Origin of the sequence: Streptomyces bikiniensis, from assembly GCF_000716625.1 — a bacterium.
Taxonomy (GTDB): domain Bacteria; phylum Actinomycetota; class Actinomycetes; order Streptomycetales; family Streptomycetaceae; genus Streptomyces; species Streptomyces bikiniensis.
In genome coordinates this window covers 63955-87395 of record NZ_JNXJ01000023.1, presented here as the reverse complement: position 1 = coordinate 87395, position 23441 = coordinate 63955, and the positions used below count along the sequence as shown (strand labels likewise).

At 73.7% G+C, this 23441-nt stretch carries 21 protein-coding genes; 9 read left to right on the top strand and 12 right to left on the bottom strand.

Features of this window, described 5'->3' with window-relative positions:
- Positions 1-2: 2 nt before the first annotated feature.
- The 3 genes from OO47_RS19805 to OO47_RS19795 form a co-directional block, all read right to left on the bottom strand.
- On the bottom strand, positions 3-1265 hold the full coding sequence (locus OO47_RS19805) for an AAA family ATPase (protein ID WP_030217210.1): 1263 nt from the start codon (positions 1263-1265) through the stop codon (positions 3-5).
- A 7-nt stretch (positions 1266-1272) separates the two neighbouring features.
- Positions 1273-1980, bottom strand: a complete 708-nt coding sequence (cpaB, locus tag OO47_RS19800) for a Flp pilus assembly protein CpaB (protein ID WP_030217208.1) — start codon at positions 1978-1980, stop codon at positions 1273-1275.
- A gap of 112 nt (positions 1981-2092) precedes the next feature.
- Positions 2093-3229: a hypothetical protein gene (locus OO47_RS19795; protein ID WP_033209651.1), complete on the bottom strand. Its 1137-nt coding sequence runs from the start codon at positions 3227-3229 to the stop codon at positions 2093-2095.
- A gap of 437 nt (positions 3230-3666) precedes the next feature.
- On the opposite strand from OO47_RS19795, the gene OO47_RS19790 reads away from it, so the two are divergent.
- Positions 3667-5385, top strand: a complete 1719-nt coding sequence (locus OO47_RS19790; protein WP_199812316.1) for a chitinase — start codon at positions 3667-3669, stop codon at positions 5383-5385.
- An 89-nt stretch (positions 5386-5474) separates the two neighbouring features.
- On the opposite strand, the gene OO47_RS19785 is transcribed toward OO47_RS19790, so the two are convergent.
- A complete protein-coding gene (locus OO47_RS19785) occupies positions 5475-6806 on the bottom strand; it encodes a serine/threonine-protein kinase (RefSeq protein WP_033209650.1) in 1332 nt (443 codons plus the stop codon).
- A 177-nt stretch (positions 6807-6983) separates the two neighbouring features.
- Between OO47_RS19785 and OO47_RS19780 the strand changes: the two genes are divergently transcribed.
- Positions 6984-8360 (top strand): M14 family metallopeptidase, encoded by a 1377-nt coding sequence (locus OO47_RS19780; RefSeq protein WP_030217199.1) that lies wholly within the window; start codon positions 6984-6986, stop codon positions 8358-8360.
- Positions 8361-8421: 61 nt separating this feature from the next.
- Here OO47_RS19780 and OO47_RS19775 read toward each other — a convergent pair whose 3' ends face one another.
- From OO47_RS19775 to OO47_RS19760, 4 genes are read right to left on the bottom strand one after another with little or no spacing between them, the layout of a single operon-like run.
- Positions 8422-8871: a hypothetical protein gene (locus tag OO47_RS19775; RefSeq protein WP_030217197.1), complete on the bottom strand. Its 450-nt coding sequence runs from the start codon at positions 8869-8871 to the stop codon at positions 8422-8424.
- A gap of 52 nt (positions 8872-8923) precedes the next feature.
- Positions 8924-9379: a RidA family protein gene (locus OO47_RS19770; RefSeq protein WP_051716164.1), complete on the bottom strand. Its 456-nt coding sequence runs from the start codon at positions 9377-9379 to the stop codon at positions 8924-8926.
- A complete protein-coding gene (locus OO47_RS19765) occupies positions 9376-10137 on the bottom strand; it encodes an IclR family transcriptional regulator (protein ID WP_030217193.1) in 762 nt (253 codons plus the stop codon). The genes OO47_RS19770 and OO47_RS19765 overlap by 4 nt, the downstream gene beginning before the upstream one ends.
- On the bottom strand, positions 10134-11198 hold the full coding sequence (locus OO47_RS19760) for a sugar kinase (protein WP_051716173.1): 1065 nt from the start codon (positions 11196-11198) through the stop codon (positions 10134-10136). Before OO47_RS19760 ends, OO47_RS19765 begins: the two co-directional genes overlap by 4 nt.
- 324 nt (positions 11199-11522) lie before the next feature.
- Here OO47_RS19760 and OO47_RS19755 point away from each other — a divergent pair, with 324 nt between their 5' ends.
- A complete protein-coding gene (locus OO47_RS19755; RefSeq protein ID WP_051716163.1) occupies positions 11523-12833 on the top strand; it encodes an alanine racemase in 1311 nt (436 codons plus the stop codon).
- A 22-nt stretch (positions 12834-12855) separates the two neighbouring features.
- Positions 12856-14457: an N-acyl-D-amino-acid deacylase family protein gene (locus tag OO47_RS19750; protein ID WP_033209648.1), complete on the top strand. Its 1602-nt coding sequence runs from the start codon at positions 12856-12858 to the stop codon at positions 14455-14457.
- Here OO47_RS19750 and mptB read toward each other — a convergent pair.
- A complete protein-coding gene (gene mptB / locus OO47_RS19745) occupies positions 14432-15889 on the bottom strand; it encodes a polyprenol phosphomannose-dependent alpha 1,6 mannosyltransferase MptB (protein WP_030217182.1) in 1458 nt (485 codons plus the stop codon). The two genes, OO47_RS19750 and mptB, sit on opposite strands and share 26 nt — an antisense overlap.
- 118 nt (positions 15890-16007) lie before the next feature.
- Here mptB and OO47_RS19740 point away from each other — a divergent pair, with 118 nt between their 5' ends.
- From OO47_RS19740 to OO47_RS19730, 3 genes are all read left to right on the top strand, one after another.
- A complete protein-coding gene (locus OO47_RS19740) occupies positions 16008-17219 on the top strand; it encodes a pyridoxal phosphate-dependent aminotransferase (protein ID WP_030217177.1) in 1212 nt (403 codons plus the stop codon).
- Positions 17220-17296: 77 nt separating this feature from the next.
- Positions 17297-17692: an SCO4983 family protein gene (locus OO47_RS19735; RefSeq protein WP_030217175.1), complete on the top strand. Its 396-nt coding sequence runs from the start codon at positions 17297-17299 to the stop codon at positions 17690-17692.
- A 149-nt stretch (positions 17693-17841) separates the two neighbouring features.
- Positions 17842-18057: a hypothetical protein gene (locus OO47_RS19730; RefSeq protein WP_030217172.1), complete on the top strand. Its 216-nt coding sequence runs from the start codon at positions 17842-17844 to the stop codon at positions 18055-18057.
- A 98-nt stretch (positions 18058-18155) separates the two neighbouring features.
- On the opposite strand, the gene OO47_RS19725 is transcribed toward OO47_RS19730, so the two are convergent.
- Positions 18156-19979: a phosphoenolpyruvate carboxykinase (GTP) gene (locus OO47_RS19725; protein ID WP_030217169.1), complete on the bottom strand. Its 1824-nt coding sequence runs from the start codon at positions 19977-19979 to the stop codon at positions 18156-18158.
- Positions 19980-20173: 194 nt separating this feature from the next.
- Between OO47_RS19725 and trhA the strand changes: the two genes are divergently transcribed.
- Positions 20174-20860, top strand: a complete 687-nt coding sequence (gene trhA, locus OO47_RS19720) for a PAQR family membrane homeostasis protein TrhA (RefSeq protein ID WP_030217166.1) — start codon at positions 20174-20176, stop codon at positions 20858-20860.
- A gap of 17 nt (positions 20861-20877) precedes the next feature.
- Positions 20878-21483: a TetR/AcrR family transcriptional regulator gene (locus OO47_RS19715; protein WP_030217163.1), complete on the top strand. Its 606-nt coding sequence runs from the start codon at positions 20878-20880 to the stop codon at positions 21481-21483.
- A gap of 6 nt (positions 21484-21489) precedes the next feature.
- On the opposite strand, the gene OO47_RS19710 is transcribed toward OO47_RS19715, so the two are convergent.
- On the bottom strand, positions 21490-22419 hold the full coding sequence (locus OO47_RS19710; protein WP_030217160.1) for a hypothetical protein: 930 nt from the start codon (positions 22417-22419) through the stop codon (positions 21490-21492).
- A gap of 22 nt (positions 22420-22441) precedes the next feature.
- A complete protein-coding gene (locus OO47_RS19705; protein ID WP_030217158.1) occupies positions 22442-23440 on the bottom strand; it encodes a glycosyl hydrolase in 999 nt (332 codons plus the stop codon).
- Position 23441: the final 1 nt, after the last annotated feature.

Below are 23441 nucleotides of genomic sequence, written 5' to 3'. Positions count from 1 at the left end.
GGTCAGCGGCCCCCCGTGCGGCGGCGCAGGCCGAGGGAGCCGCGGTCCGCGCCGGAGCGGGCGAGCTGCTTGCCCGGCCGGCCGGCGGCCTGGGCCGCCCGGACCAGGCCCAGTTCACCCGCGAGGGACCAGAGCGCCTGCTTGACGGTCGACTTGGCGTCGAGTTCGTGGAGGCGGCCGGCGTCGACCACGGCCTGGAGCTCCTTGAAGTGCGCGGGGACGGAGACGCCTGCGACGCGCGTCCCGGTGATCTTCTGGACGAGGGGCGGCTGGATCTCGCTGGAGCGGTGCTGCCGGTTGACGAGGGTGATCGTCTCCTCGGCCTTGCGGACCTGGAGCCGTTCCCACATGCGTACGGTCCGTTTGGCGGCCCGTACCGCGACCACGTCCGGGGTGGTGACGAGCAGGGCGGTGTCGGCCATCTCGATCACGGCGGCGTTGGCGCCGTCGAGCCGGGAGCCGCAGTCCACGACGACGACCTCGTGGCGGCCGCGCAGGGCGCTGACGACCTGGCGGGCGGCGCGGTCGGTGACCTCCTCGCCGCGTTCGCCCTCGGCCGGGGAGAGGAGCAGGGAGAGGCCGGTCTCGTGGACGTAGACGGCGTCCTGGAGGACGCGGGGCGAGATGTCGGTAATGGCGGCGAGGTCGGCGACGGAGCGCCGGAACTGGACGTCGAGGTACGAGGCGACGTCGCCGCTCTGGAGGTCCATGTCGACCAGGGCGACGCTCCTGCCCGAGGCGCGGGCGGCGAGGGCGAGGTGGACGGCGGCGACGGTGGTGCCGACGCCGCCCTTGGCGCCGCTGACGGTGACGACGGTGCCGCCGGGCCCGGCGGCCTGGTCGGGGCCGGAGCCGAGGTGGCGGCGGACCCCGGCGGACCACTGGGCGGCGGTCTGGACGCGGCTGGCGAGTTCCTCGTACCCCAGGGGCAGGGTGACGAGGCCGCGGGCGCCGGAGTCCATGGCGGCGGAGAAGAGGACGGGGCTGGCGTCGGCGGTGATGAGGACGACGCCGACGGCGGGGAAGCGGAGGGCGACCTCGCGGACGAGTTCGAGCGCGGGGACGGGCCCGATCCGCTCGTGGACGAGGACGACCTCGGGGAGTTCGTCGAGGGAGGCGGCGGCGAGGCGGGCGAGGGTGTCGACGAGCTGGGTGGAGTCGGCGACCGGCGGGGCGGGTTCGGCGTCGGGCAGCTGGCTGAGCAGCGTGGTGACGGACCGGGCCGCGTCGGGGTCGCCGACGGCCGGCAGGATCCTCGTGGTCATACCGGCCTCACTTGTCCTTGTCGAGGGTGTACGTGCGGTCGCGCTGGTCGACGGGGGCGCCGCCCGTGGAGGGGGCGACGAGGGCGAGGCGCACGTGTTCGGCGAAGGACTCGGCGTACGCGACGCGCTGGGTGTCGAGGGTGGAGAGCGCGAAGGTGATGGGGACGGTGGAGGTGGCCCTGTCGGAGCGGTCGGAGCGTTCGGAGGCCGGGGTGAGCCTGCCGACGTCGAGGACGCGGGCGCCGGAGACGATCATCCGGGACTGGTCGGGGTCGCCCTTCTTCTCGCCCGCGAAGGTGGCGTAGATGTTGACGGTGGCACCGGCGGTGATCTTGCCCGCGACGCCGGTGCCGGCGTCGATCATGATGGCGATCTCCTGCTGGCCCGGCTGGAGCGCGGGCCGGTCCACGATCATGTCCTCCTGGAGGAGGGAGCCGGCCTTGAGGGTGGTGACGGCGATCTTGCCCCTGATCGCGGCGAGGTCGGTGACGGCGGTCTCGGAGAGCCAGCGCTTCGGCATGGTGATCTTCTCGAACTGGCCGGCTTTCAGGGCCTCGTAGGGCTTCACGTTCTCCTTGATCCGGTACGCGGTGGTCTCCGGGCCGACCTTGGAGTTCACGTCGCTGATGACGGCGAGCACTCCGGCGAAGGCGCCGAGGGCACACAGGACGGAGAGCAGCAGCAGGATCACGCCGCGGCGCTGGCGGGAGTTCATGGCCGTACTACCTCGATCGGAGACGTGGGTCCGGACGGACGGAGACGGTGGGCTGGCGGACGCGCCCCCACGAGGGCGGGCGGGTGTACGGGAGCGGGGGCCGGGGCGCCGTTCATGGCAGGGCGCGGGGGGTGTGCGCGCCGGGGCCGAGGGCCCGGGTCGGGTGCGGGACGGCGGGGCCCGGGGCGTGGGGGTCCACGGGCTCCAGGGCGTGCCGCGGGTCGGCGGGGCGGGGGTCGGTGCCTTGCGGGTCCGTGTACGCGCCCGCGTACGAACCGGCGTCTTGCGGGCCCGCGTACGAACCGGCATCCTGCGCGCCCGGGTACGAACCGGCGCTCTGCGGGCCCGCGTACGAACCGGCGTCCTGCGCGCCCGCGTACGCCCCCGTCCCCCGCGCACCCGTGTACGCGCCCCCGCCCGGCTCCGGGACCGTCAGCGGTGCCGCGCAGAAGCCGCAGCGGTCGCCGATGAGGTCCATGCCGCACCAGTGGCAGATCTCGCGGCGTACCGAGGAGACGAGCTGGTGGAGGACGGAGAGGTCGGGGAGGTACGCGGCGAACTCCACGATTTTCCCGGTGCCCCACCAGCCGGGCGAGGAGGCGGGCAGCGCCGTCTCCTGGACGGGGCCGGGGATCCGCCAGCGGGGCACGAGGGCGGTGGCGGGCCAGTCGGTCTGGAGGTGGCCCCGGGCGAGGAGGAGTTCGGTGGCGAACTCGGGTCCGGCGAGGGCCTCTTCCCCGCTGCCGACGCGCACCATCTGCGGAGTGGGTCCCGCGAGGACGGCGAAGTGGGCGCCGGGCAGCCAGCTCTTGAGGTGGGAGCCGAGGCCGACGGGGACGCGGTCGAGCCGGGAGACGGAGCCGAGGACGGCGCCGGCGTAGATGTAGTGGGCGAGCAGCCGGGCGGCGGAGGCGAGGACTCCGGGGGTGAAGTCGCAGCCGGTCAGTCGGCAGAGCTGGCGGACGAGGACGGCCGCGCCGAGCGGTGGCAGGTCGGTCCTGACCAGCGCTATCCGGTCGCTCTCCAGGAGGGAGCGGACGGCGTGGAGGCGGTGCTCGACGGCGGCCGGGACGGAGGTGGGGCAGACGACGACCACGTGTCCGTAGCGGGTGAGGAGCTGCTGCATGTCCGCGACCGAGGCGTCCAGCGGGCGTCCTTCGGGGGGCGGCAGCACGGCGGCGCGCGGGGTTCCGGGGTCGGTCGGCGGCAGCACCAGGTCGGCGCTGGTGACCGCGATCGCTGTCGGCACGTCGGACCCCCCGTCCCCTCCGGCCCCCGGAGTCACGGGGGTCACGGTTTCACTTACCGCGTTCACGACGTCACACCGGGATGCGGCCGCCTCTGCACCTTATCCGCGTCCCCCGGGGTGGTGAACACACAATCCGCCAAGCTCCCTCCATTTATTCGGGCCCACCGCCCGGGCCCGGAGGGGGCAGGCGCGGGGCCCCGGCCCGGGGGCCTTCCGATCGGTGCGTCCCCTCCGTCCGAACACCGTTTGCCGTCAGAGGTCTTGACAACGCGATTGGTCTGGACCAGCTTGTTCGAACAACGGTGGCCACCGTCCGAACCCGCACCTCTCGTACCTTCTTTACCTCCCGTACCCCTCGTACCGCCTCGTACCCCCGTACGAACCCCCTCCGTACGACGACGTACGGCACCTCCACATCCCCAACTCCCCCACGGAGGATGCACGTGGACCGCACCACCACCCGCCCGCACGGACGCAGATGGCTCGGCGGGGCCCTCGCGCTCGCCGTCGGCTCCGGGCTCGTCCTCGTCGGCGGAGCCGGCACCGCCCAGGCCGCGGACGTCAACGTCGCCAGGAACGCGGGCTTCGAGAACGGCCTCGCCAACTGGGCCTGTTCCGCCGGGAGCGGCGCCGCCGTCTCCTCGCCGGCCCGCACCGGCGCCGGCGCCCTGAAGGCCGCCCCGGCCGGTCTCGACAACGCCAAGTGCGTGCAGACCGTGACCGTGAAGCCCAACTCGACGTACACGCTGAGCGCCTGGGTCCAGGGCGGCTACGCCTACCTCGGCGCGAGCGGCACCGGGACCGGCACCGGCTCGGTCTCCACCTGGACGCCGGACTCCCCGTCCTGGAAGCAGCTGACCACCACCTTCACCACGGGCGCCTCCACCACCTCGGTCGAGATCCACACCCACGGCTGGTACGGCACCTCCCCCTACTTCGTCGACGACGTGAGCGTGTACGGGCCCGACGGGGGCGGCGCCCCGGACCCCGACCCGGTCGTCCCGGCCACCCCCGCGGGCCTCGTGGCGGGCGCCACCACCACCTCCTCCGTCGCCCTGAGCTGGGGCGCGGTCTCCGGCGCGACGTCCTACAAGGTGTACCGGGACGGCGCCGCCCCGCAGACCGTGAGCGGCACCTCCGCCACGGTCACCGGGCTCGCCGCCGACACCGCGTACCAGTTCCAGGTCTCCGCGGTGAACTCCGCGGGCGAGTCCGCGAAGTCCGCCGCCGTGACGGCGCGCACCGCCAAGAACCAGACGGGCCCCGGCCCGGCCGTGCCCAAGCACGCCGTGACCGGCTACTGGCAGAACTTCGACAACGGCGCGGCCAAGCAGAAGCTGCGGGACGTGCAGGCGGCGTACGACATCATCGCCGTCTCCTTCGCCGACTCGACGGCCACGCCCGGCCAGATCGTCTTCAACCTCGACCCGGCGGTCGGCTACTCCTCGGTCGCCGAGTTCAAGTCCGACGTGGCGGCCAAGAAGGCGGCCGGCAAGTCCGTGATCATCTCCGTCGGCGGCGAGAAGGGCAACGTCACGATCAACAGTGACGCGAGCGCCACCGCCTTCGCCAACAGCACGTACGCCCTGATGCAGGAGTACGGCTTCAACGGCGTCGACATCGACCTCGAACACGGCATCAACTCCACGTACCTCACCAAGGCGCTGCGCCAGCTCTCCGCGAAGGTGGGTCCGGGCCTGGTCCTGACGATGGCCCCGCAGACCATCGACATGCAGAACACGGGCACGGAGTACTTCAAGACCGCGCTCGCCGTGAAGGACATCCTCACGGTGATCAACACCCAGTACTACAACAGCGGTTCGATGCTGGGCTGCGACGGCAAGGTCTACAGCCAGGGCTCGGTGGACTTCCTCACCGCGCTCGCCTGCATCCAGATCCAGGGCGGTCTCGACCCGTCGCAGGTCGGCCTGGGCGTCCCCGCCTCCACCCGGGGCGCGGGCAGCGGCTACGTCTCCCCGCAGATCGTGAACAACGCGCTGGACTGCCTCACCAGGCTCACCAACTGCGGCACCTTCAAGCCGGCCCAGGCCTGGCCGTCCCTGCGCGGCGCCATGACCTGGTCCACCAACTGGGACGCGACGGCCGGCAACGCCTGGTCGAACGCGGTCGGCCCGCACGTGCACGGCCTCCCGTAACCGGTAGCCCCTCCCGTACGCGTACGGGCTCCGCAGCGCCGCCGCTCCCCCGGCGGCGCTGCGTCGTTCCCGGGTCCGGCCGGGGCGCGTCAGCGGCGGGGCAGGAAGGCGGCCAGGACCGGGTCGAGCCGGGCCACCCACTCCTCGACCCGGGCGGTACGGCGCCCGTCGAGGTCGCAGCTGTACGCGCCGCCCCCGTGGAGCGAGACCACGACGCGCAGGCCCCGGCCGCGGCGGGTCCGCAGGAGGTCCACGCCCGAGATCTCCTCCCAGCCGAAGTCCACCTCCTCGCCGTAGAGCTGGAGGTGCACGCCGGAGCCGTCGACGACGATCCCGGACACCTTGTCGGCGGCCACGAACTCCGGCACGGAGCCGGGCGGTACGGCCCCTGGTGGTACGGGTCCGGGCAGTACGGATCCCGGTGGTACGGCTCCGGGCGGCACGGAGGGCGGTGGCGGTACGGCGAAGGCGCCCGGGGGGCCGAAGCCGGGCCCCGGGGGCGGCACGTGTCCCGGCGGCCCGTAGGCGGGTGCCGTCGGAAGGGCGGAGGGCGGTGCGGAGGGCGGTACGGAAGGCGGTACGGGGGGTGTCGGGGAGCCGTAGGGGTGGACGGGCCCGGGCACGACCACCGTGGCGGGGTGACCCGCCCCCTCCCCCAGCGCGTCCAGGATCTCGTCCGGCGTGGGGCGTTCGGCCGGGTCCTTGGCCAGGCAGCGGGCGACCAGGCCGCGCAGGGACTCCGGGACGGAGGCCAGGTCCGGGGCCTCGTGGACCGAGCGGTACATGAGGCCCATCGGCGTGCCGTCCCCGAAGGGGCGGCCACCGGCGGCGGCGACGAGGACGGCGCCGAGGGCGAAGACGTCGGCGGCGCCCGTCACCTCCTCGCCGAGGGCCTGTTCGGGGGCGAGGTAGCCGGGGGTGCCGAAGGCGGAGCCGGTGGCGGTGAGGCGGGTCGACTCCAGGGCGCGGGCGATCCCGAAGTCGAGGACGCGCGGCCCGTCGGGGGCCATGACGATGTTGCCCGGCTTGAGGTCGCGGTGGACGAGCCCGCAGGCGTGGATGGCCTCCAGGGCCTCGGCGAGCGCGGCGCCGAGGGCGCGCAGCCGCGCCTCGTCCATGGGGCCCTCGGCGGTGACGAGGGCGGCGAGGGTGGGGCCGGGGACGTAGGCGGTGGCGAGCCAGGGCGCCTCGGCCTCGGGGTCGGCGTCGACGACCTGCGCGGTGTGGAAGCCGCCGACCTGACGGGCGGCGGCGACCTCGGCGCGGAAGCGTGCGCGAAAAGAGGGATCGGAGGCGAGTTCCGGCCGCGCCACTTTGACGGCGACGGCGCGTCCGCCGCGCGATCGGGCAAGGTAGACGGTGCCCATGCCGCCTTCGCCCAGCTTGTGCTCGATGACGTATCTGCCGATGAGGGTCCCCACGCGGGACAGTATGGCCGAAGTCCCTCTCTTGACCCGTCCATGACATCACTTCACCATGTCCGGAACACCCCGCACGACCCCGTACAGACCCGCACCCCGCACCCCACACCCCGCACCCCGTACCACTTTGTCGTCTGTCGTTGTCGCACCCCCCACACTCCCCACCCAGGAGACAGCATGCGACGTTCCCTCCGCGCGAGGAGGCCCGGCAGGAGGCCCGCCCTCCTCGCGTCCCTCGTGGCGCTCGCCCTCGCGGCGCCCCTCTCCGCGCTCTCGACGCCCGCCGGGGCCGGTCCGGCGCCGACCGCCGCTCGTTCCGCCGCTTCCGCATCCGCGTCCGGGGAGGTGGTCCGGCAGTACGAGGTCGCCGGCCCCGCCACCCCGGCCGCCCGCACCGTGCTCGCCGCCACCGGGGTCTCGATCGACGAGGTCGACGCCCGCGCGGTCGTGGTCAGCGCGAACGCCGAGCAGCTCCGGCGCGTCAAGGCCCTGGGGTACGAGCCGGTGGCCCTGCCCGGCCCGCCGGACCGGGGCGAGGCCGCCCGGTCGGCGCTCGGCCCGCTGGACTTCCCGTCGGCGGACTCCCGCTACCACAACTACGCCGAGGCGAGCGCGGAGATCGACCAGCGGCTCGCCCAGTACCCCTCGATCATGAGCAAGCGGGTGATCGGGAAGTCGTACGAGGGCCGGGACATCGTCGCGATCAAGGTCAGCGACAACGTGGCCGCCGACGAGAACGAGCCCGAGGTCCTCTTCACCCACCACCAGCACGCCCGCGAGCACCTGACCGTCGAGATGGCGCTCTACCTGCTGCGCGAACTCGGCGCGGGCTACGGCACGGACAGCAGGGTCACCAACGCCGTGAACGGGCGCGAGATCTGGATCGTGCCGGACCTCAACCCGGACGGCGGCGAGTACGACATCGCGTCCGGCTCCTACCGCAGCTGGCGCAAGAACCGGCAGCCCAACTCCGGCTCCTCGTACGTCGGCACGGACCAGAACCGGAACTGGAACTACAAGTGGGGCTGCTGCGGCGGCTCCTCCGGCACCAAGAGCTCCGAGACCTACCGGGGCGCGGCCCCCGAGTCGGCCCCCGAGGTGAAGGTCGTCGCCGACTTCGTCCGCTCCCGGGTGGTCGGCGGGAAGCAGCAGATCAAGGCGTCGATCGACTTCCACACGTACAGCGAGCTGGTCCTCTGGCCGTTCGGCTGGACCACCGCCGACACCGCCCCGGGCATGACCAAGGACGACCGCGACGCCTTCGCGGCCGTGGGGAAGAAGATGGCCGCGAGCAACGGCTACACGCCCGAGCAGTCCAGCGACCTGTACGTCACGGACGGCTCGATCGACGACTACCTGTGGGGCGCGCAGAAGATCTTCGCGTACACCTTCGAGATGTACCCGACGTCCTCCTGGAACGGCGGCTTCTACCCGCCCGACGAGGTCATCGAACGCGAAACCTCCCGCAACCGCGACGCGGTCCTCCAACTCCTGGAGAACGCCGACTGCATGTACCGCTCGATCGGCAAGCAGGGCCAGTACTGCACGACGTGACCCGGCCGGCGGCCCGGTGCGGGCCCGTACCTCCCCCGGAGGAGGTACGGGCCCGCTCCCGTCACCTGGGGCGCGTCGCGTCCGCCGCGCCGGGCGGCTTCGGGGCCACGCCGTCCCGTGGGGTCAGCGACCAGTGGCCGTCCTCCCGGTTCACGGTCTCCACGACCGCGACCGGGCGCTTCCGGTCGCCGGAGGTCCCGGTCAGCCGGACGCTCCGGACGTCCGGGAACTCGGAGGTGCGCTGCCACGTCACGTCCCGGTCCTGGCCGCCGTACGCCGCGATCCGGGCGCGGGCGTCGTCCCCGCCGTTCGGGTGGCCGCGGAGGAGGCCGGCCGGGCCGGGCTCCTCCGCGGCGTTGAGCAGCGTCACGTACCGTCCGAGGAAGCGGTCCTGGTCCGCCGGGTCCGCCTTCTCCTCCGCCCCGCCGCAGCCGGACAGCAGCGCCGCGCACGGCGCGGCCGCGAGCGGTACGCCGATGCCGGGCGGTTTCGTCCTCCCGATGCGCCCCATGCGATGTCCCCCTGTGGCCTCGGGCGTCGACCCTCGCACGGGGAAAGGTTCTTCAGTCGAGGACCGCCAGCGCGTCGATCTCGATGAGGAGGCCGGGTGGGAGGCCGACGTAGACGGTGGTGCGGGCGGAGGCGGGTGCCTTGAGGCCCTGCTCCTCGAAGTACTGGTTGTAGATCTCGTTCATCTCGGCGAAGTGGTCCACGTCGGTCAGGTAGACGCGCATCATCATGACGTCGTCCCAGCTCGCGCCGCCCTCCTCCAGGATCGCCTTGACGTTGGCGAAGGTCTGGAGGGTCTGCTCGCGCAGGGTCGGGCCCGCGACGGTGGGCGCCCGGCCCTCGACGGCGGGCAGGAAGCCGACCTGGCCGGCGACCTGGAGGATGTTGCCCTTCCTCACGCCGTGCGAGAACTTCGCGGGCGGGGCGGTGTGGGTCGCCGGGGTGAGGGCGATCTTCTCGGCGGGCTGTACGGGCTGGGCGGGCGTCTGCGCGGTCGGCTGGTCGCTCATGCGGTGTCCTTGGTCGGGGCGGTGCCGGAGTACTCCCGGCTGATGGCGTCCGCGGTGCGGCGCACCTGCGGGAGGAGGGTGAGGAGTTCCTCGGCCGTGACGACCACGTTGGGCGCCGAGACCGACATGGCGGCGACGACCCGCCCGTCGGCGCCGCGGATGGGGGCGCCGACGCAGTTGATGGACTCCTCGTGGCCGCCGAGGTCGGTGGCCCACCCCTGCTCGCGGACGGTCGCCAGCTCCTTGAGGAAGGCGGCGGCGTTCGGCGTCGAACGGGGCGTGTACGGGGGGTAGTCGAGCTTCATGGCGACCGCGCGCCGCTCGGCCTCGGGCAGGTCGGCCAGGAGCAGCTTGGCGACGGCGGCGACGGTGATCGCGACGGGCCTGCCGATCCGCGAGTACATGCGGACCGGGTACCGGCTCTCGACCTTGTCGATGTAGAGCACCTCCCCCTCCTCGTACACCGCGAGGTGGATCGTGTGCCCGATCCGCTCGTTGAGCGCGGTGAGGTAGGGGTGCGCGATCTCCCGGACGTCGAGGTTCTCGACGGCCTCCTGCGCGAGCGCGAAGAGCCGGGCGCCCAGGCGGTAGCGCTGGTCCTGCTGGCGATGGACGAGGCCGTGCTCGTGGAGGGTGCGCAGCAGCCGCAGGGCCGTGGACTTGTGGACGCCGAGGCTCTCGGCGACCTGCCCGAGGTCGGCGGGGCCCTGCGCGAGCAGCGGCAGGATGCTGAGCGCCCGGTCGACGGTCTGGCTCATGGCGTGCGTACCTCCTGGTCGTCCCCCGCGCGGCCGGGGCCTTCCGGGCCCTCGCCCGTCCGCCCGGGGTCCTTCTCGTCGGCCTCCGTCCAGCCGGGGCCGAGGTGAAGTGTCCCCCAGGCCGCGTCGTCGAGCGCGGCCAGGCGGTCGAGGCGGTCGCGGCGGGGCGGGGCGGCCAGGTCGCCGGGGACGGTGAGCGCGGCGGCGGCCATCAGGTGCCCGTGCCGGAGCCGGGCCCGCAGGTCGAGACCGCGGAGGGTCGCGGAGAGGAACCCGGCGGCGAAGGCGTCCCCGGCACCGATCGGGGAGACGACGTCGACGCGGGGGGCGGGGACGTGGGTCGCGGTCCCGTCGCCGTCCTCCAGGCCCGCGCGGGCCGCGCGGCTCCGGTCGGCGGCGACGGCCCCGCCCCCGCCCAGCTTGACCACGACCACCTCGGGTCCGGAGACGGCGTCGAAGACCTCCCGCGCGCCCCTCAGCCCCCACAGCCGCTCCGCCTCGTCCGCCCCGACGAAGACGACGTCGGCGCGGCGGGCCAGTTCGAGGAGGACGCCGGGGGCGTCGCCGCCGCGCCACAGGGCCGGCCGGTGGTTGACGTCGAAGGAGACCAGCGGGCGGCCGGGGCGCGGGGCGGTCAGCTCCCGCAGCAGGGCCAGGCAGTCCCCGGAGAGCGCGGCGGTGATGCCGGTGAGGTGCAGGATGCGGGCCCCGGCGACGCTCTCGTACGGGACGGTGGCGGGCGACATGGCCGAGGCGGCGGAACCGGCCCGGTAGTAGACGACCTCGTGGGCGTCGGTGGCCCGGTCCTCGTCCGTACGGAAGTAGATCCCGGTCGGCCGGTGCGGGTCGCGGCCCACGGCGGAGACGTCGACGCCGTGACCGCCGACGACCTCGACCAGGTGGTCGCCGAAGCCGTCGCCGCCGACGCGCCCGACCCACTTGGCGCGGTGCCCGGCGGCGGCCAGCGCGCAGGCGACGTTGGTCTCGGCACCGCCGATCGCCCGGGTGAAGGAGGGGACGTCCGCGAGGCGGCCCGGCCGGGAGGGCAGGAAGGTGACCATGGACTCGCCGAGGCAGACGACGTCCACGGGGTTCACGGGTCCTACAAGGCCCGCAGGGTCAACGGCATCCACGGGTCCCACAAGGCCCGCAGAGTCCACGGCATCCACGGGTCCCACAAGGCCCGCAGGGTCCACGGCATCCACGGCATCCACCGCGCGGACGACGTCCGGGATCGTATCCGGGATCGCGTGTCCGCTCACTCTCGTGCTCCCTGCGACTCCCACGGGTCCATTGACCCGGCCTTGGCCCGGATGTTAGACAGCCGTGAGCAAGATGCGCAATGAGCGTTGCGTGATGTGCAACATCCATGAGGAGGAGGCCCCATGCCCGGCCCGGTGAACGAGACGCCCGCGCGGCAGGAGCACGAGGTCCCCGACCTCTCCGCCGAACGCGTCGACCACCGCTTCAAGGCCCTCCCCCCGGACGCCGGGGGCCTGACCGTCGGCGAGCTCTCCGCCCAGCGCCGCAACCTCTTCACCGGCGGCTACACCACCCCCGTCCTCGCCCTCTCCGCCGAGTCCGTCGCGCACAACCTGCGCCTCCTGGAGACGTACGCCGAGCGCCACGGCCTCGCCTTCGCCCCGCACGGCAAGACCTCCATGGCCCCGCAGCTCTTCGAGCGGCAGCTCGCGCACGGCGCCTGGGGCATCACCGCCGCCGTGCCCCACCAGGCCCGCGTCTACCGCGCCCACGGCATCGCCCGGATCTTCCTCGCCAACGAGCTGGTCGACCCCGCCGCCCTGCGCTGGCTCGCCGCCGAGCTCGACGCCGACCCGGACTTCCGCTTCGTCTGCTACGTCGACTCGGTGCGCGGCGTCGAGCTGATGGACGAGGCCCTGCGCGCCGCCGGGGCGGCCCGCCCGGTGGACGTCGTCGTGGAGCTGGGCGCGGGCGAGGGGGCCCGCACCGGCGTCCGCACGGAGGCCGGGTGCGCCGCCGTCGCGGACGCGGTCGCCGCAGCCGCCACCCTGCGGCTCGTCGGCGTCGCCGGGTACGAGGGCGAGGTGCCGGAGGCGGACCCCGAGCGGGTCCGGGCCTGGCTGCTGCGGCTCACCGGCCTCGCCGCCGCCTTCGACGCGGAGGGCCGCTTCGCCGCCGGCATCGGCGAGATCGTGGTGAGCGCGGGCGGCAGCGCCTGGTTCGACGCGGTCGCCGAGGTCTTCGCGGAGCTCCCCGCCCTCTCCCTGCCGGTCCTGAAGCTGCTGCGCTCCGGCGCGTACGTCTCGCACGACGACGGCCACTACCGGCACCTCACCCCCTTCAACCGGGTTCCCGAGGAGGGCGCGCTCCAGCCCGCGTTCCGGCTCTGGTCGCAGGTCGTCTCCCGGCCCACCGGCGAGCAGGCCTTCACCAATGCGGGCAAGCGGGACGCCGCCCACGACCTGCACCTCCCGGAGGCCCAGGTGGTCCGCGACGCCCGCACGGGCGAGATCCGCCCCGCCGAGGGCGTCACCGTGACGGGCCTCTCCGACCAGCACGCCTGGCTGCGCACGGAGCCGGGGGCGGACCTGGAGGTCGGGGACTGGGTGGGGATGGGCCTCTCCCACCCGTGCACGTCGTTCGACAAGTGGCAGCTCATCCCGCTGGTCGAGGCCGACGGCACGGTGGTCGACCACATCCGCACCTTCTTCTAGGCACCGGGGAGCCGGGACAGTGATGGAACTCGTCATCCGCGACGCAGAGGTCGTCGACGGCGGCGGCGGCCCCTCCTACCGGGCCGACGTCGGCGTCGAGGGCGGCCGGATCACCACGATCGTCCGGGAGGCGGCCGCCGCCGGCTGCCAGCGGCCCACCGGCCGCCGGATCCTGGACGCCGAGGGCCTGGTCCTCTCCCCCGGCTTCGTCGACATGCACGCCCACAGCGACCTCGCGCTGCTCCGCGATCCGGACCACTCCGCGAAGGCCGCGCAGGGCGTGACCCTGGAGGTCCTGGGCCAGGACGGACTGTCGTACGCGCCGGTGGACGACCGCACGCTCGCGGAGGTGCGGCGGGCGATCGCCGGCTGGAACGGCGACGGCTCCGACCTGGACCTGGACTGGCGCACGGTCGGCGAGTACCTGGACCGGCTCGACGGCGCGCACGGCGGCCGGGGCATCGCCGTCAACGCCGCCTACCTCGTTCCCCAGGGCACGGTCCGGGCCCTCGCCGTCGGCTGGGAGGACCGCCCGGCGACGGCGGCCGAGCTGGACCGGATGCGGCGGCTGGTCGCCGAGGGCCTGGAACAGGGCGCGGTCGGCATGTCCTCCGGCCTCACGTACACCCCCGGGATGTACGCGCCGGACGCCGAGCTGACCGAGCTGTGCCGGGTCGTCGCGGAGTACGGCGGCTACTACTGCCCGCACCACCGCTCGTACGGCGCCGGGGCCCTCGACGCGTACGCGGAGATGATCGCCCTGACCCGCGCGGCCGGGTGCGCCCTGCACCTGGCGCACGCCACCATGAACTTCGGCGTGAACGAGGGCCGGGCCCCGGAGCTGCTCGCCCTCCTGGACGAGGCCCTGGACGCCGGCGCGGACCTCAGCCTCGACACGTACCCGTACACCCCCGGCTGCACGACCCTGGTGGCCCTGCTGCCGGGCTGGGCGAGCGAGGGCGGCCCGGAGGCGGTGCTCGCGCGGCTCCGGGACGACGCGACGGCCGAGCGGATCCGGCACCACCTGGAGGAGATCGGCTCGGACGGCTGCCACGGCGTGCCGGTCGACTGGTCCACGATCGAGGTCTCGGGGGTGAACGGGCCGGCGCTCGCGGGGTTCGTCGGCCGCCGCGTCGACGGCTGGGCCACGGCCCGCCGGCTCCTCCTGGAGGACCGGCTCGGCACGACGATCCTCCAGCACGTGGGCCACGAGGAGAACGTCCGGGCGATCATGCGCCACCGGACGCACACCGGCGGCTCGGACGGCATCCTCCAGGGCCTCAAGCCGCACCCGCGCGCGTACGGCACGTTCCCCGCGTACCTGGGGCGGTACGTGCGCGAGCTGGGCGTCCTGTCCCTGGAGGAGTGCGTCGCCCACCTGACCTCCCGCCCGGCCGCCCGCCTCCGCCTCCCCGACCGGGGCCTGGTCCGCGAGGGGTACGTGGCCGACCTGGTCCTCTTCGACCCGGCGACGGTCGCCCCGGGCGCGACGTACGAGCACCCGAGGACCCTGCCGACGGGCATCCCGCACGTCCTGGTCGGGGGGAGGTTCGTGATCGAGGACGGCAGGCGGACGGACGTGCTCGCGGGACGCGCGATCAGGCGGACGCCGGTCGCCCGGTAGGAGTGCCCGCGGGCCGGTCGGCGTCCTCCGCGGCACCGGCCCGCCACGGCTCCCGCCGCGCCCACAGCAGCCCGAGCGCGGCCACGGCACCCGCCGCCACGAACCCGTACCAGGGCGTACGCCCCGAAGGCGCCGTCTCGTAGACGAGCGCCGCCGAGAGGACCGCGAGGATCTGCCCCGCCCGGCCGTGCCACGCCACCGACGCGACGACGGCCGTCCCCCACAGCAGGTACCAGGGCTGGACCATCGGCGAGAGCGCGACCAGGGCCACCAGGGAGAGGCCGAGGCCGAGGACCGGGTCGAGGAGCCCCCGCCAGGAGCGCCGCGCGAGGACCGCGATGAGGACGAGCGCGGCGGCGAGGCCCAGCTTCTGCACGAGGTCCTTGACCGGGTCGGGGTCGTCCGCGAGGAGCAGCCCGAGCCCGAGCCCGAGGTCGCTGGTGAGCGACAGGGCGGTGTGGATGGTCCCGGCGACGCTCTGCGTCCGCAGCCACCCGAACCCGGTCCCGGCGAGCACCGTCGCCCCGGCCGCCACGGCCCCCGCGACGGCCCCGGGAAGGACGAGGCCCTTCGCCAGGCCCCGTACCCCGCCCCCGTCCCGGCGGGCGACCGTGATCCCGATGAAGAGCAGGGCGACCGCCGCCGGGGACTTCACCATGACGGCGCAGCCGACGAGGACGGAGCCGAGCACCCACCGCCCCCGCGTCGCGAGCAGGACCCCGCCGAGGACGAGCCCGATCATCAGTCCGTCGTTGTGGGTGCCGCCGACGACGTGGATCAGGAAGAGCGGGTTGAGGACGGCCAGCCACAGCGCGCCCGCCCGGCCGCCGGGCCCGCCGCCGAGCCCCCGCACGGCCCACACGGTGAGCGCGAGCGCGCCGAGGGCGATCAGGCGCATGCCGAGGACGGCGGGCACGACCGCGCCGCCGGTGAGCTTCACGACGGCCGCCGCGAGGAGCAGGAAGGCGGGGCCGTACGGGGCGGGGGTGGCGGTCCAGTGCCCGCCGACGCTCGCCGCCGCCTCGGCGCCGAGGTCGCCGGGGCCGAGGATGGAGGGCCCGGCGCCGTACACGTCGTGCCCTTCGAGGACCATCGCGCCCTGGGCGACGTAGCTGTAGACGTCGGCGCTGTGGAGGGGCGGGGCGAGGAGCAGGGGCGCGGTCCAGCAGGCGAGGGTCGCGAGGACCCCGTCCCGCGCGGCCGCGGCGCCCCGGACGAGCAGCACGCCGTACCGCCACCACGCGGCGACGAGCAGGGTCAGGCCGAGGTACGCGAGGAGGGCCCCGGCGGTGGTGGGCGCCGGGCCGTGCCGCTCCCACAGGCCCCAGCCGCCGCGCAACGGCAGCGTCCCGGCGAACCATCCGCCCACGGCGACGGCGAGCGCCCCGCCCGCACCCAGCCACCGGCATCCGGAGGCGCTGAAGACCCTCATGACGTGCCAACCTATCCGGCCCCGCCCCCGTGCACCGCCCCCGGCCCCGGGCCTCCCCCCTCCCCGACGTGGCCCAAAACACGGAGCGCCCCGGCCGCCCCCGCCGTAAGCTCTCGTCATGCAGGTGATCCAGTCCACGAAGCTCGCCAACGTCTGTTACGAAATCCGGGGTCCGGTGCTCGAAGAGGCGATGCGGCTCGAAGCCGCGGGTCATCGCATCCTCAAGCTCAACACGGGCAATCCGGCCGCGTTCGGCTTCGAGTGCCCGCCCGCCATCCTGGAGGACGTGCTGCGCAACCTGGCCGACGCGCACGGCTACGGGGACGCGAAGGGGCTGCTCTCGGCCCGCCGGGCGATCATGAGCCACTACGAGACCAAGGGCATCCCGCTCTCCGTCGAGGACATCTACCTCGGCAACGGCGTCTCCGAGCTGATCCAGATGGCGATGCAGGCGCTCCTGGACGACGGCGACGAGGTCCTCGTCCCGGCCCCGGACTATCCGCTGTGGACGGCCTCGGTGTCGCTCGCGGGCGGTACGGCCGTGCACTACCGCTGCGACGAGCAGGCCGACTGGATGCCGGACCTCGCGGACATCGAGCGGAAGATCACCGACCGCACCAAGGCGATCGTGATCATCAACCCGAACAACCCGACCGGCGCCGTCTACGACGACGAGATGCTGCGCTCCCTGACGGAGATCGCCCGCCGGCACGGCCTGGTCGTCTGCTCGGACGAGATCTACGACAAGATCCTCTACGACGGCACCACGCACACCCCGACCGCCGCCATCGCGCCCGACCTGCTCTGCCTCACCTTCAACGGGATGAGCAAGAACTACCGGGTGGCCGGCTTCCGCTCCGGCTGGCTCGCGGTCTGCGGCCCGAAGCACCACGCGTCCTCGTACGTCGAGGGCCTGACGATCCTCGCCAACATGCGCCTGTGCGCGAACATGCCGGCGCAGCACGCGGTGGCCGCCGCCCTCCAGGGCCGGCAGTCGATCGAGGACCTGGTGCTGCCGGGCGGGCGGCTCCTGGAGCAGCGGGACACGGCGTACGAGCTGCTCACGCAGATCCCGGGCGTGACGTGCGTGAAGCCGAAGGGGGCGCTGTACCTCTTCCCGAGGCTCGACCCGAACGTCTACAAGATCAAGGACGACCGGCAGATGGTCCTGGACCTGCTGCGGGCCGAGAAGATCATGGTGGTGCACGGGACGGGCTTCAACTGGCACGAGCCGGACCACTTCCGGATCGTGACGCTGCCGGCGGCGGCGGACCTGGCGGACGCGGTGACGCGGATCGGGCGGTTCCTGGACGGCTACGGCCAGCCGTAGCCCGCCACGTGAGACCCGACTCAACTTTAGACATGATCTAAGCTAGGATGGCTCCAGAGCACTCAGGAGGCCGTCCCATGTACGAACCGATCCGCACCAAGTCGGTCCACCGGATGGCCGACGACGCCCACGACGCGTACCCGCACCGCTCCCGCGAGGAGGAGCTGGACATCCAGCTCGCCGGACACCTCGCGGCCCTGCTCGCCGTCACCGACGAGCTGGGCGACACGGAGGCCGGCGAGCTCATCGCCCGGCAGGTGGCGCGGCTGCGCGGCGCACCGCCCGCACGGCACGCCGCCCTCAGCGGCGCGTCCGCGCGGGAGCTGCACGGAAAGGCGCACGCCCTCGCGGGCCGCGCCCTGGTCGTCGCCGCCTCCCGGGCCGACACGACCGCCGCGATCCTCTCCGCCGAGCGGATGGACGCGCACACCGCGGCGCTGGCCGGGGAACCCACCCTGGTCGCCGCCCCCTGACGGCCCCGGTCCGCGCGGCACGAACCGCGCGGACCGGGCGCCAACCACCCCCTTCGGCAAGGGGGTTCGCGGTACCGACCGCTCCGGTTCGGTACCGGGATCGCCCCTTCACCCCTCGTACACCCGGCCCGCCCCGAGGCGAGGAGGCGGTGCGGCGGCTCACCGACCACCTCCGCTCCCCGGAGGGGCGGACGCACACGGTCGACCCGGCAGCCCCGAAGGCGGCGCCGGACGCGCTGCACGGGCAGGCGGCCGGGATCGCCGCCGCGCTCCAGGAGGCGGAGGAGATCCGGCGGACGCACACCCGCCGTCTGGAGGACCGGGGGCGCGGCCGACCGGGGAATGCGCCGGCCCCCGGAGCCTGAGGGGGCTCCGGGGGCCGGGCGGATCGTGGTGGGCCGTCGTGACCCCACTGGTCAGGGCGGAATTTCGGGGCAACCCACCACGAGTTCGGGGGGCGGGATCAGCCCAGGCGCTCCACGAGCGCCCGGTACTCGTCCCACAGCTCCTTCGGCGTGTGGTCGCCGAAGGTGTTCAGGTGGTCGGGGACGAGGGCGGCCTCCTCGCGCCACACATCGCGGTCGACCTTGAGCAGGAACTCCAGGTCCTCGGCCGGCAGGTCCAGGCCGTCGGTGTCGAGGGACTCCGGGGTCGGCAGGATGCCGATCGGGGTCTCGACGCCCTCCGCCTTGCCGTCCAGGCGCTCGACGATCCACTTGAGGACGCGGCTGTTCTCGCCGAAGCCGGGCCAGACGAACTTGCCGGCGTCGTTCTTGCGGAACCAGTTCACGTAGTAGATCTTCGGCAGCTTCGCCTGGTCCGCGCCGGCACCGACCTTGACCCAGTGGGCCATGTAGTCGCCCATGTTGTAGCCGCAGAAGGGCAGCATGGCGAAGGGGTCGCGGCGCAGCTCGCCGACCTTGCCCTCGGCGGCGGCGGTCTTCTCGGAGGCGACGTTGGCGCCGAGGAAGACGCCGTGGTTCCAGTCGAAGGACTCGGTGACCAGCGGGACGGCGGAGGCGCGGCGGCCGCCGAAGAGGATGGCCGAGATCGGCACGCCCTTCGGGTCCTCCCACTCCGGCGCGATGGTCGGGCACTGTCCGGCGGGGACGGTGAAGCGGGCGTTGGGGTGGGCGGCGGGCGTCCCGGACGCGGGCGTCCAGTCGTTGCCCTTCCAGTCCGTGAGGTGGGCCGGGGCCTCCTCGGTCATGCCCTCCCACCACACGTCGCCGTCGTCGGTGAGGGCGACGTTGGTGAAGACGGAGTTGCCCCAGAGGGTCTTCATGGCGTTGGCGTTGGTGTGCTCGCCGGTGCCGGGCGCGACGCCGAAGAAGCCGGCCTCGGGGTTGATCGCGTACAGGCGTCCGTCCTCGCCGAAGCGCATCCAGGCGATGTCGTCGCCGATGGTCTCGACGGTCCAGCCGGAGATCGTGGGCTCCAGCATGGCCAGGTTGGTCTTGCCGCAGGCGGACGGGAAGGCGGCGGCGACGTACTTGGACTCGCCCTGCGGCGGAGTGAGCTTGAGGATCAGCATGTGCTCGGCGAGCCAGCCCTCGTCACGGGCCATGACGGAGGCGATGCGGAGCGCGTAGCACTTCTTGCCGAGCAGGGCGTTGCCGCCGTAGCCCGAGCCGTACGACCAGATCTCGCGGGTCTCGGGGAAGTGCGAGATGTACTTGGTGGTGTTGCAGGGCCACGGCACGTCCTGCTCGCCCTCCGCGAGGGGGGCGCCGAGGGTGTGGACGGCCTTGACGAAGAAGCCGTCGTCGCCCAGCTCGTCGAGGACGGCCCGTCCCATGCGGGTCATGGTGCGCATGGAGACGGCGACGTACGCGGAGTCGGTGATCTCGACGCCGATGGCGGAGAGCGGGGAGCCGACCGGGCCCATGCAGAAGGGCACGACGTACATGGTGCGGCCGCGCATCGAGCCGCGGAAGATGCCCTCTTCACCGGCGAAGACGTCCTTCATCTCCGCGGGGGCCTTCCAGTGGTTGGTCGGGCCCGCGTCCTCCTCCTTCTCGGAGCAGATGAAGGTTCGGTCCTCGACGCGCGCGACGTCGGAGGGGTCGGAGGCGGCGTAGTAGGAGTTCGGGCGCAGGGTCGGGTCGAGCTTCTTGAAGGTCCCCTTGGCGACGAGCTCCTCGCACAGGCGCTCGTACTCGGCCTCGGAGCCGTCGCACCAGACGATGCTGTCCGGCTGGGTGATCTCGGCGATCTCGTTCACCCAGGAGACGAGCTCCCGGTGCTGGGTGGGGACGGTGGTGGGAGCCGCGTTGTCGCGCGCCACGATTGCTCCTTTTGAGGGGTTTTTAGATGTTTGCCCCGTGGGGGCTGCGACCCGGATGCTTCGTAGCTGCTCATCCGGTGCCGACCGCACTCATTTGATCATCCGATGGATCCGCCCATATGTCCAGAGGGGTGCACACGTGAGCATCGCCACTCGTATTCAGGACTTACGGGCCCGTAGGTACGATTCCGTCCATGACTGCAGCCACACCGGAAGTGACCCCGGACGACTCCTCCCCGGCGCTCCCGCTGAAGCCCATGCTGAGAGGCTGGCTGCACGCGGGCATGTTCCCCACCGTGATCGTCGCGGGCCTCGTCCTGGTCGCCCTCTCCGACTCGCCCCGCGCCCGCATCGCCTGTGGGATCTACGTCCTGACCGCGTGCCTCCTCTTCGGCGTCAGCGCGCTCTACCACCGCGGCACCTGGGGCCCGCGCGGCGAGGCCGTGCTCCGGCGCCTCGACCACGCCAACATCTTCCTGATCATCGCGGGCACCTACACCCCGCTCACCCTGCTGCTGCTCCCCGACTCCACGGCGAAGCCGCTCATGTGGGCGGTCTGGGCGGCGGCCCTCGCCGGCATCGCCTTCCGGGTCTTCTGGGTCGGCGCGCCCCGCTGGCTGTACACGCCCTGCTACATCGCGATGGGCTGGGCCGCGGTCTTCTTCCTCCCCGACTTCCTGCGCGCGGGCGGCATCGCCGTCCTCGTCCTGGTCGTCGTCGGCGGCCTGCTCTACAGCGCGGGCGGGATCATCTACGGCATCAAGCGCCCCAACCCGTCCCCGCGTTGGTTCGGCTTCCACGAGGTCTTCCACACGCTGACCCTGGCGGCCTTCATCGTCCACTACGTCGGCATCTCGCTGGTGGCGTACCAGCACGCCTGACCCGGGAGAATGGCGGCATGGCCGCCGACGCCCCCACCCGCCCCAGCCTCCGCGAACGCAAGAAGGCGAAGACCCGCGCGGCGATCCGGAGAGCCACCTACCGGCTCGCCGCCGAGCACGGCTGGGAGGCGGCCACCACCGACCGGATCGCGGCGGCGGCCGAGGTCTCCCCCTCGACCGTCGTCCGCTACTTCCCGGTCCGCGAGGACATCCTCCTCACCGACGAGGACGACGACCTCCTCGAAGCCCGGCTGCGCGCCCGCCCGGCGGGCGAGGACCCCCTGGAGTCCCTGCGCGCGGTCCTCCTCGAAGCGGTCCGCACCGCCCTCGCGCGAGAGCCGGAGGAGACCCGGCTGCGCGCCCGGCTCATGGTGGAGATCCCCGCCGTGCGCGCCCGCCTCACCGAGACCGCCGCCGAGACCGGCCGCCGCCTGACCCGCGTCCTCGCCGACCGCACCGGCCGCGCCCCCGACGCCCTGGAGGTACGGGTCCTCACCGCCGCCGTCCTCGGCGCCTTCCGCGAGACCACCGTGTACTGGGCCGAACGTGGCCGCACCGACGACCTCGTGGCCCTCCTCGACCGCACCCTCGACACCCTCGGGGGCGGCCCGCCCCTCCCCTGACCCCGGTCACCCCGGCAGGTCGCCCTCCCCGCCCGTCACCTCACGGGCGACACGGCTCCACTCGTCCCGCCCGCCGGGCAGCGGCCAGGCCCAGGTGGGCCGCGTCCCCGTGCGCAGCTCCGCGAGACGACGGGCCAGCACGGACCCCGCGATCTCCGCGCCGTCGGGGACGGCGTCGCCGTGCCGGGCCCGCAGCTCCGCGAAACGGGCCAGCTCGGCCTCGTACTCCCGCGCCGCCCGCTCCGTCCCCGCCGCCACCTCGTCGCCGGGCGCGGTGCGGTCCAGGTACAGCAGCGGGGGCGCGACCGACTCGGCGATCGCGGCGGCCAGCCGGGCGTGGCCGTCCAGGACCACGTGGCAGTCCAGACCGCTGACCCACCACAGCAGGACGGGCGGAAGGATCCCGTCACGGGCCTGCTTGCGGTACGCCTTGACCCGCGCGTCGTCGTGGTCCGGCACCGGCCGCAGCGGAAGGACCTCCCACGCCCCGTGGTGGACGAACCAGTCGAGGTACCCGTCGGGATGGCCCTCGACGAGCATCTCGCCCCAGTGCGCGGAGGGCGGCAGGTTCCGGTGGTTCCAGAACGCCGGGACCTCGCGCGAGAGCAGCCACCGCCCGTAGTGCAGCGGCCCGTCCGCCGCCCGCGCCAGGTGCTCCGCGAAGCGGTACGCCCACCGGTCCGGCCGCCCGGCCGCCTCCCGCGCGGCCGCGGCCCGCAGCGGCGGGACGACGGAACGATAGGCGTCCGTACGCCGGAACCCGACCCCGCAGCGATCGTCGTCGACGGCGGCGAGCAGCACCGGCCGCTCCCCCTGCGCGAGCAGGATCCGCCCCTCGGCGGCGAACAGGCGCAGTCCGGGCAGCCGCCGGGACTCCACCTCCAGGGCCAGCCCCGTCCAGGCACCGCCGTCCCCGAAGACATCCGTGCGTCGCATGCCGAGAACGATAGACCGGCGGTCAGGACCGGCCCGGCGCCCCCAGCGCGCCCCTGACCACCCGCGCCGACTCCGGATTGTCCGCGCACTCCCACACCCCGTGCGGGCAGTAGTCCGTCATCGTCTGGTAGACCGGCCGGTGCGCGGCGAACCAGTCGAGCATCCCCCGGACGTACGCCGGGTTGTCGCCGTTCCGGAAGAGGCCCCACTCCGGGTACGAGACGGGCTTGCCGTGCTCCGCCGCGAACCGGACGTGATGGGCGAGGCCGTACTCCTCGTGCACCTGCTCCTGGAAGGAGAGGCCCGCGGGCTGGTCGTAGGCGTCCAGGCCGACGACGTCCACGACGTCGTCCCCGGGGTAGCAGAGCGGCCACGGCACGGCGTCCCGCCCCCGGCTCGCCGTGAAGTCGAAGCGGAACCGCTGTCCCGGCACCGCCCGCAGCACCTCGACCGTCCGCCGCCAGTACGCCTTCCACGCCTCCGGGTCCGGGCCGCAGCGGTGGCTGTACGTGGTGCCGTTCATCTCCCAGCCCAGGACGAGGACCGCGTCCCCGAGCCGGTGCTCCACCAGCCGCTCCCCCAGGGTCCGGAAGTGCCCGTCGAACGCGCCCTCCGCGCCCCGCCGCAGCCCCTCCCGCACCTCCTCGTCGGGCAGACCGGCCTCGCTGCGGTCGAGCAGCGGCACGTTGAGCACGAAGAGCCGCCCCGGCCGCTCCTCCTTCCAGCGCGCCCACGGCCCGAAGAGCGCCGGGTGCCCCTCGATGTTGGACCAGCGGTCCCCCGGCAGGTACGTGTGCCCGACGGTCAGCGCCTCGCCGCCGAGCCAGTCCTGCACCCGGGCGATCCGGCGCACCCCGGCCTCGTCGGAGCCGGTGAAGAACCCCGAGGGCACTCCCGGCGGCGGCCGTTCCCCGGCGGGCCGCCCGTCGGGCGCGAGCCGGTCGTACGACAGGAGGAGGACGAGAACGGCCGCGAGCAGCACGACCGGTGCGGCTCGCGGCCGGAAGGAGGAGCGGCTCACG

What these genes read in the sequence shown, in the direction of transcription:
- OO47_RS19750 (WP_033209648.1), top strand. Translation starts at nt 12,856, where the DNA reads ATGGAACTCGTCATCCGCGACGCAGAGGTCGTCGACGGCGGCGGCGGC.
- OO47_RS19740 (WP_030217177.1), top strand. Translation starts at nt 16,008, where the DNA reads ATGCAGGTGATCCAGTCCACGAAGCTCGCCAACGTCTGTTACGAAATC.
- OO47_RS19710 (WP_030217160.1), bottom strand. Translation starts at nt 22,419, where the DNA reads ATGCGACGCACGGATGTCTTCGGGGACGGCGGTGCCTGGACGGGGCTG.
- OO47_RS19755 (WP_051716163.1), top strand. Translation starts at nt 11,523, where the DNA reads ATGCCCGGCCCGGTGAACGAGACGCCCGCGCGGCAGGAGCACGAGGTC.
- OO47_RS19715 (WP_030217163.1), top strand. Translation starts at nt 20,878, where the DNA reads ATGGCCGCCGACGCCCCCACCCGCCCCAGCCTCCGCGAACGCAAGAAG.
- cpaB (WP_030217208.1), bottom strand. Translation starts at nt 1,980, where the DNA reads ATGAACTCCCGCCAGCGCCGCGGCGTGATCCTGCTGCTGCTCTCCGTC.
- OO47_RS19790 (WP_199812316.1), top strand. Translation starts at nt 3,667, where the DNA reads ATGCACGTGGACCGCACCACCACCCGCCCGCACGGACGCAGATGGCTC.
- OO47_RS19760 (WP_051716173.1), bottom strand. Translation starts at nt 11,198, where the DNA reads ATGGTCACCTTCCTGCCCTCCCGGCCGGGCCGCCTCGCGGACGTCCCC.
- mptB (WP_030217182.1), bottom strand. Translation starts at nt 15,889, where the DNA reads ATGAGGGTCTTCAGCGCCTCCGGATGCCGGTGGCTGGGTGCGGGCGGG.
- trhA (WP_030217166.1), top strand. Translation starts at nt 20,174, where the DNA reads ATGACTGCAGCCACACCGGAAGTGACCCCGGACGACTCCTCCCCGGCG.
- OO47_RS19780 (WP_030217199.1), top strand. Translation starts at nt 6,984, where the DNA reads ATGCGACGTTCCCTCCGCGCGAGGAGGCCCGGCAGGAGGCCCGCCCTC.
- OO47_RS19770 (WP_051716164.1), bottom strand. Translation starts at nt 9,379, where the DNA reads ATGAGCGACCAGCCGACCGCGCAGACGCCCGCCCAGCCCGTACAGCCC.
- OO47_RS19805 (WP_030217210.1), bottom strand. Translation starts at nt 1,265, where the DNA reads ATGACCACGAGGATCCTGCCGGCCGTCGGCGACCCCGACGCGGCCCGG.
- OO47_RS19765 (WP_030217193.1), bottom strand. Translation starts at nt 10,137, where the DNA reads ATGAGCCAGACCGTCGACCGGGCGCTCAGCATCCTGCCGCTGCTCGCG.
- OO47_RS19735 (WP_030217175.1), top strand. Translation starts at nt 17,297, where the DNA reads ATGTACGAACCGATCCGCACCAAGTCGGTCCACCGGATGGCCGACGAC.
- OO47_RS19775 (WP_030217197.1), bottom strand. Translation starts at nt 8,871, where the DNA reads ATGGGGCGCATCGGGAGGACGAAACCGCCCGGCATCGGCGTACCGCTC.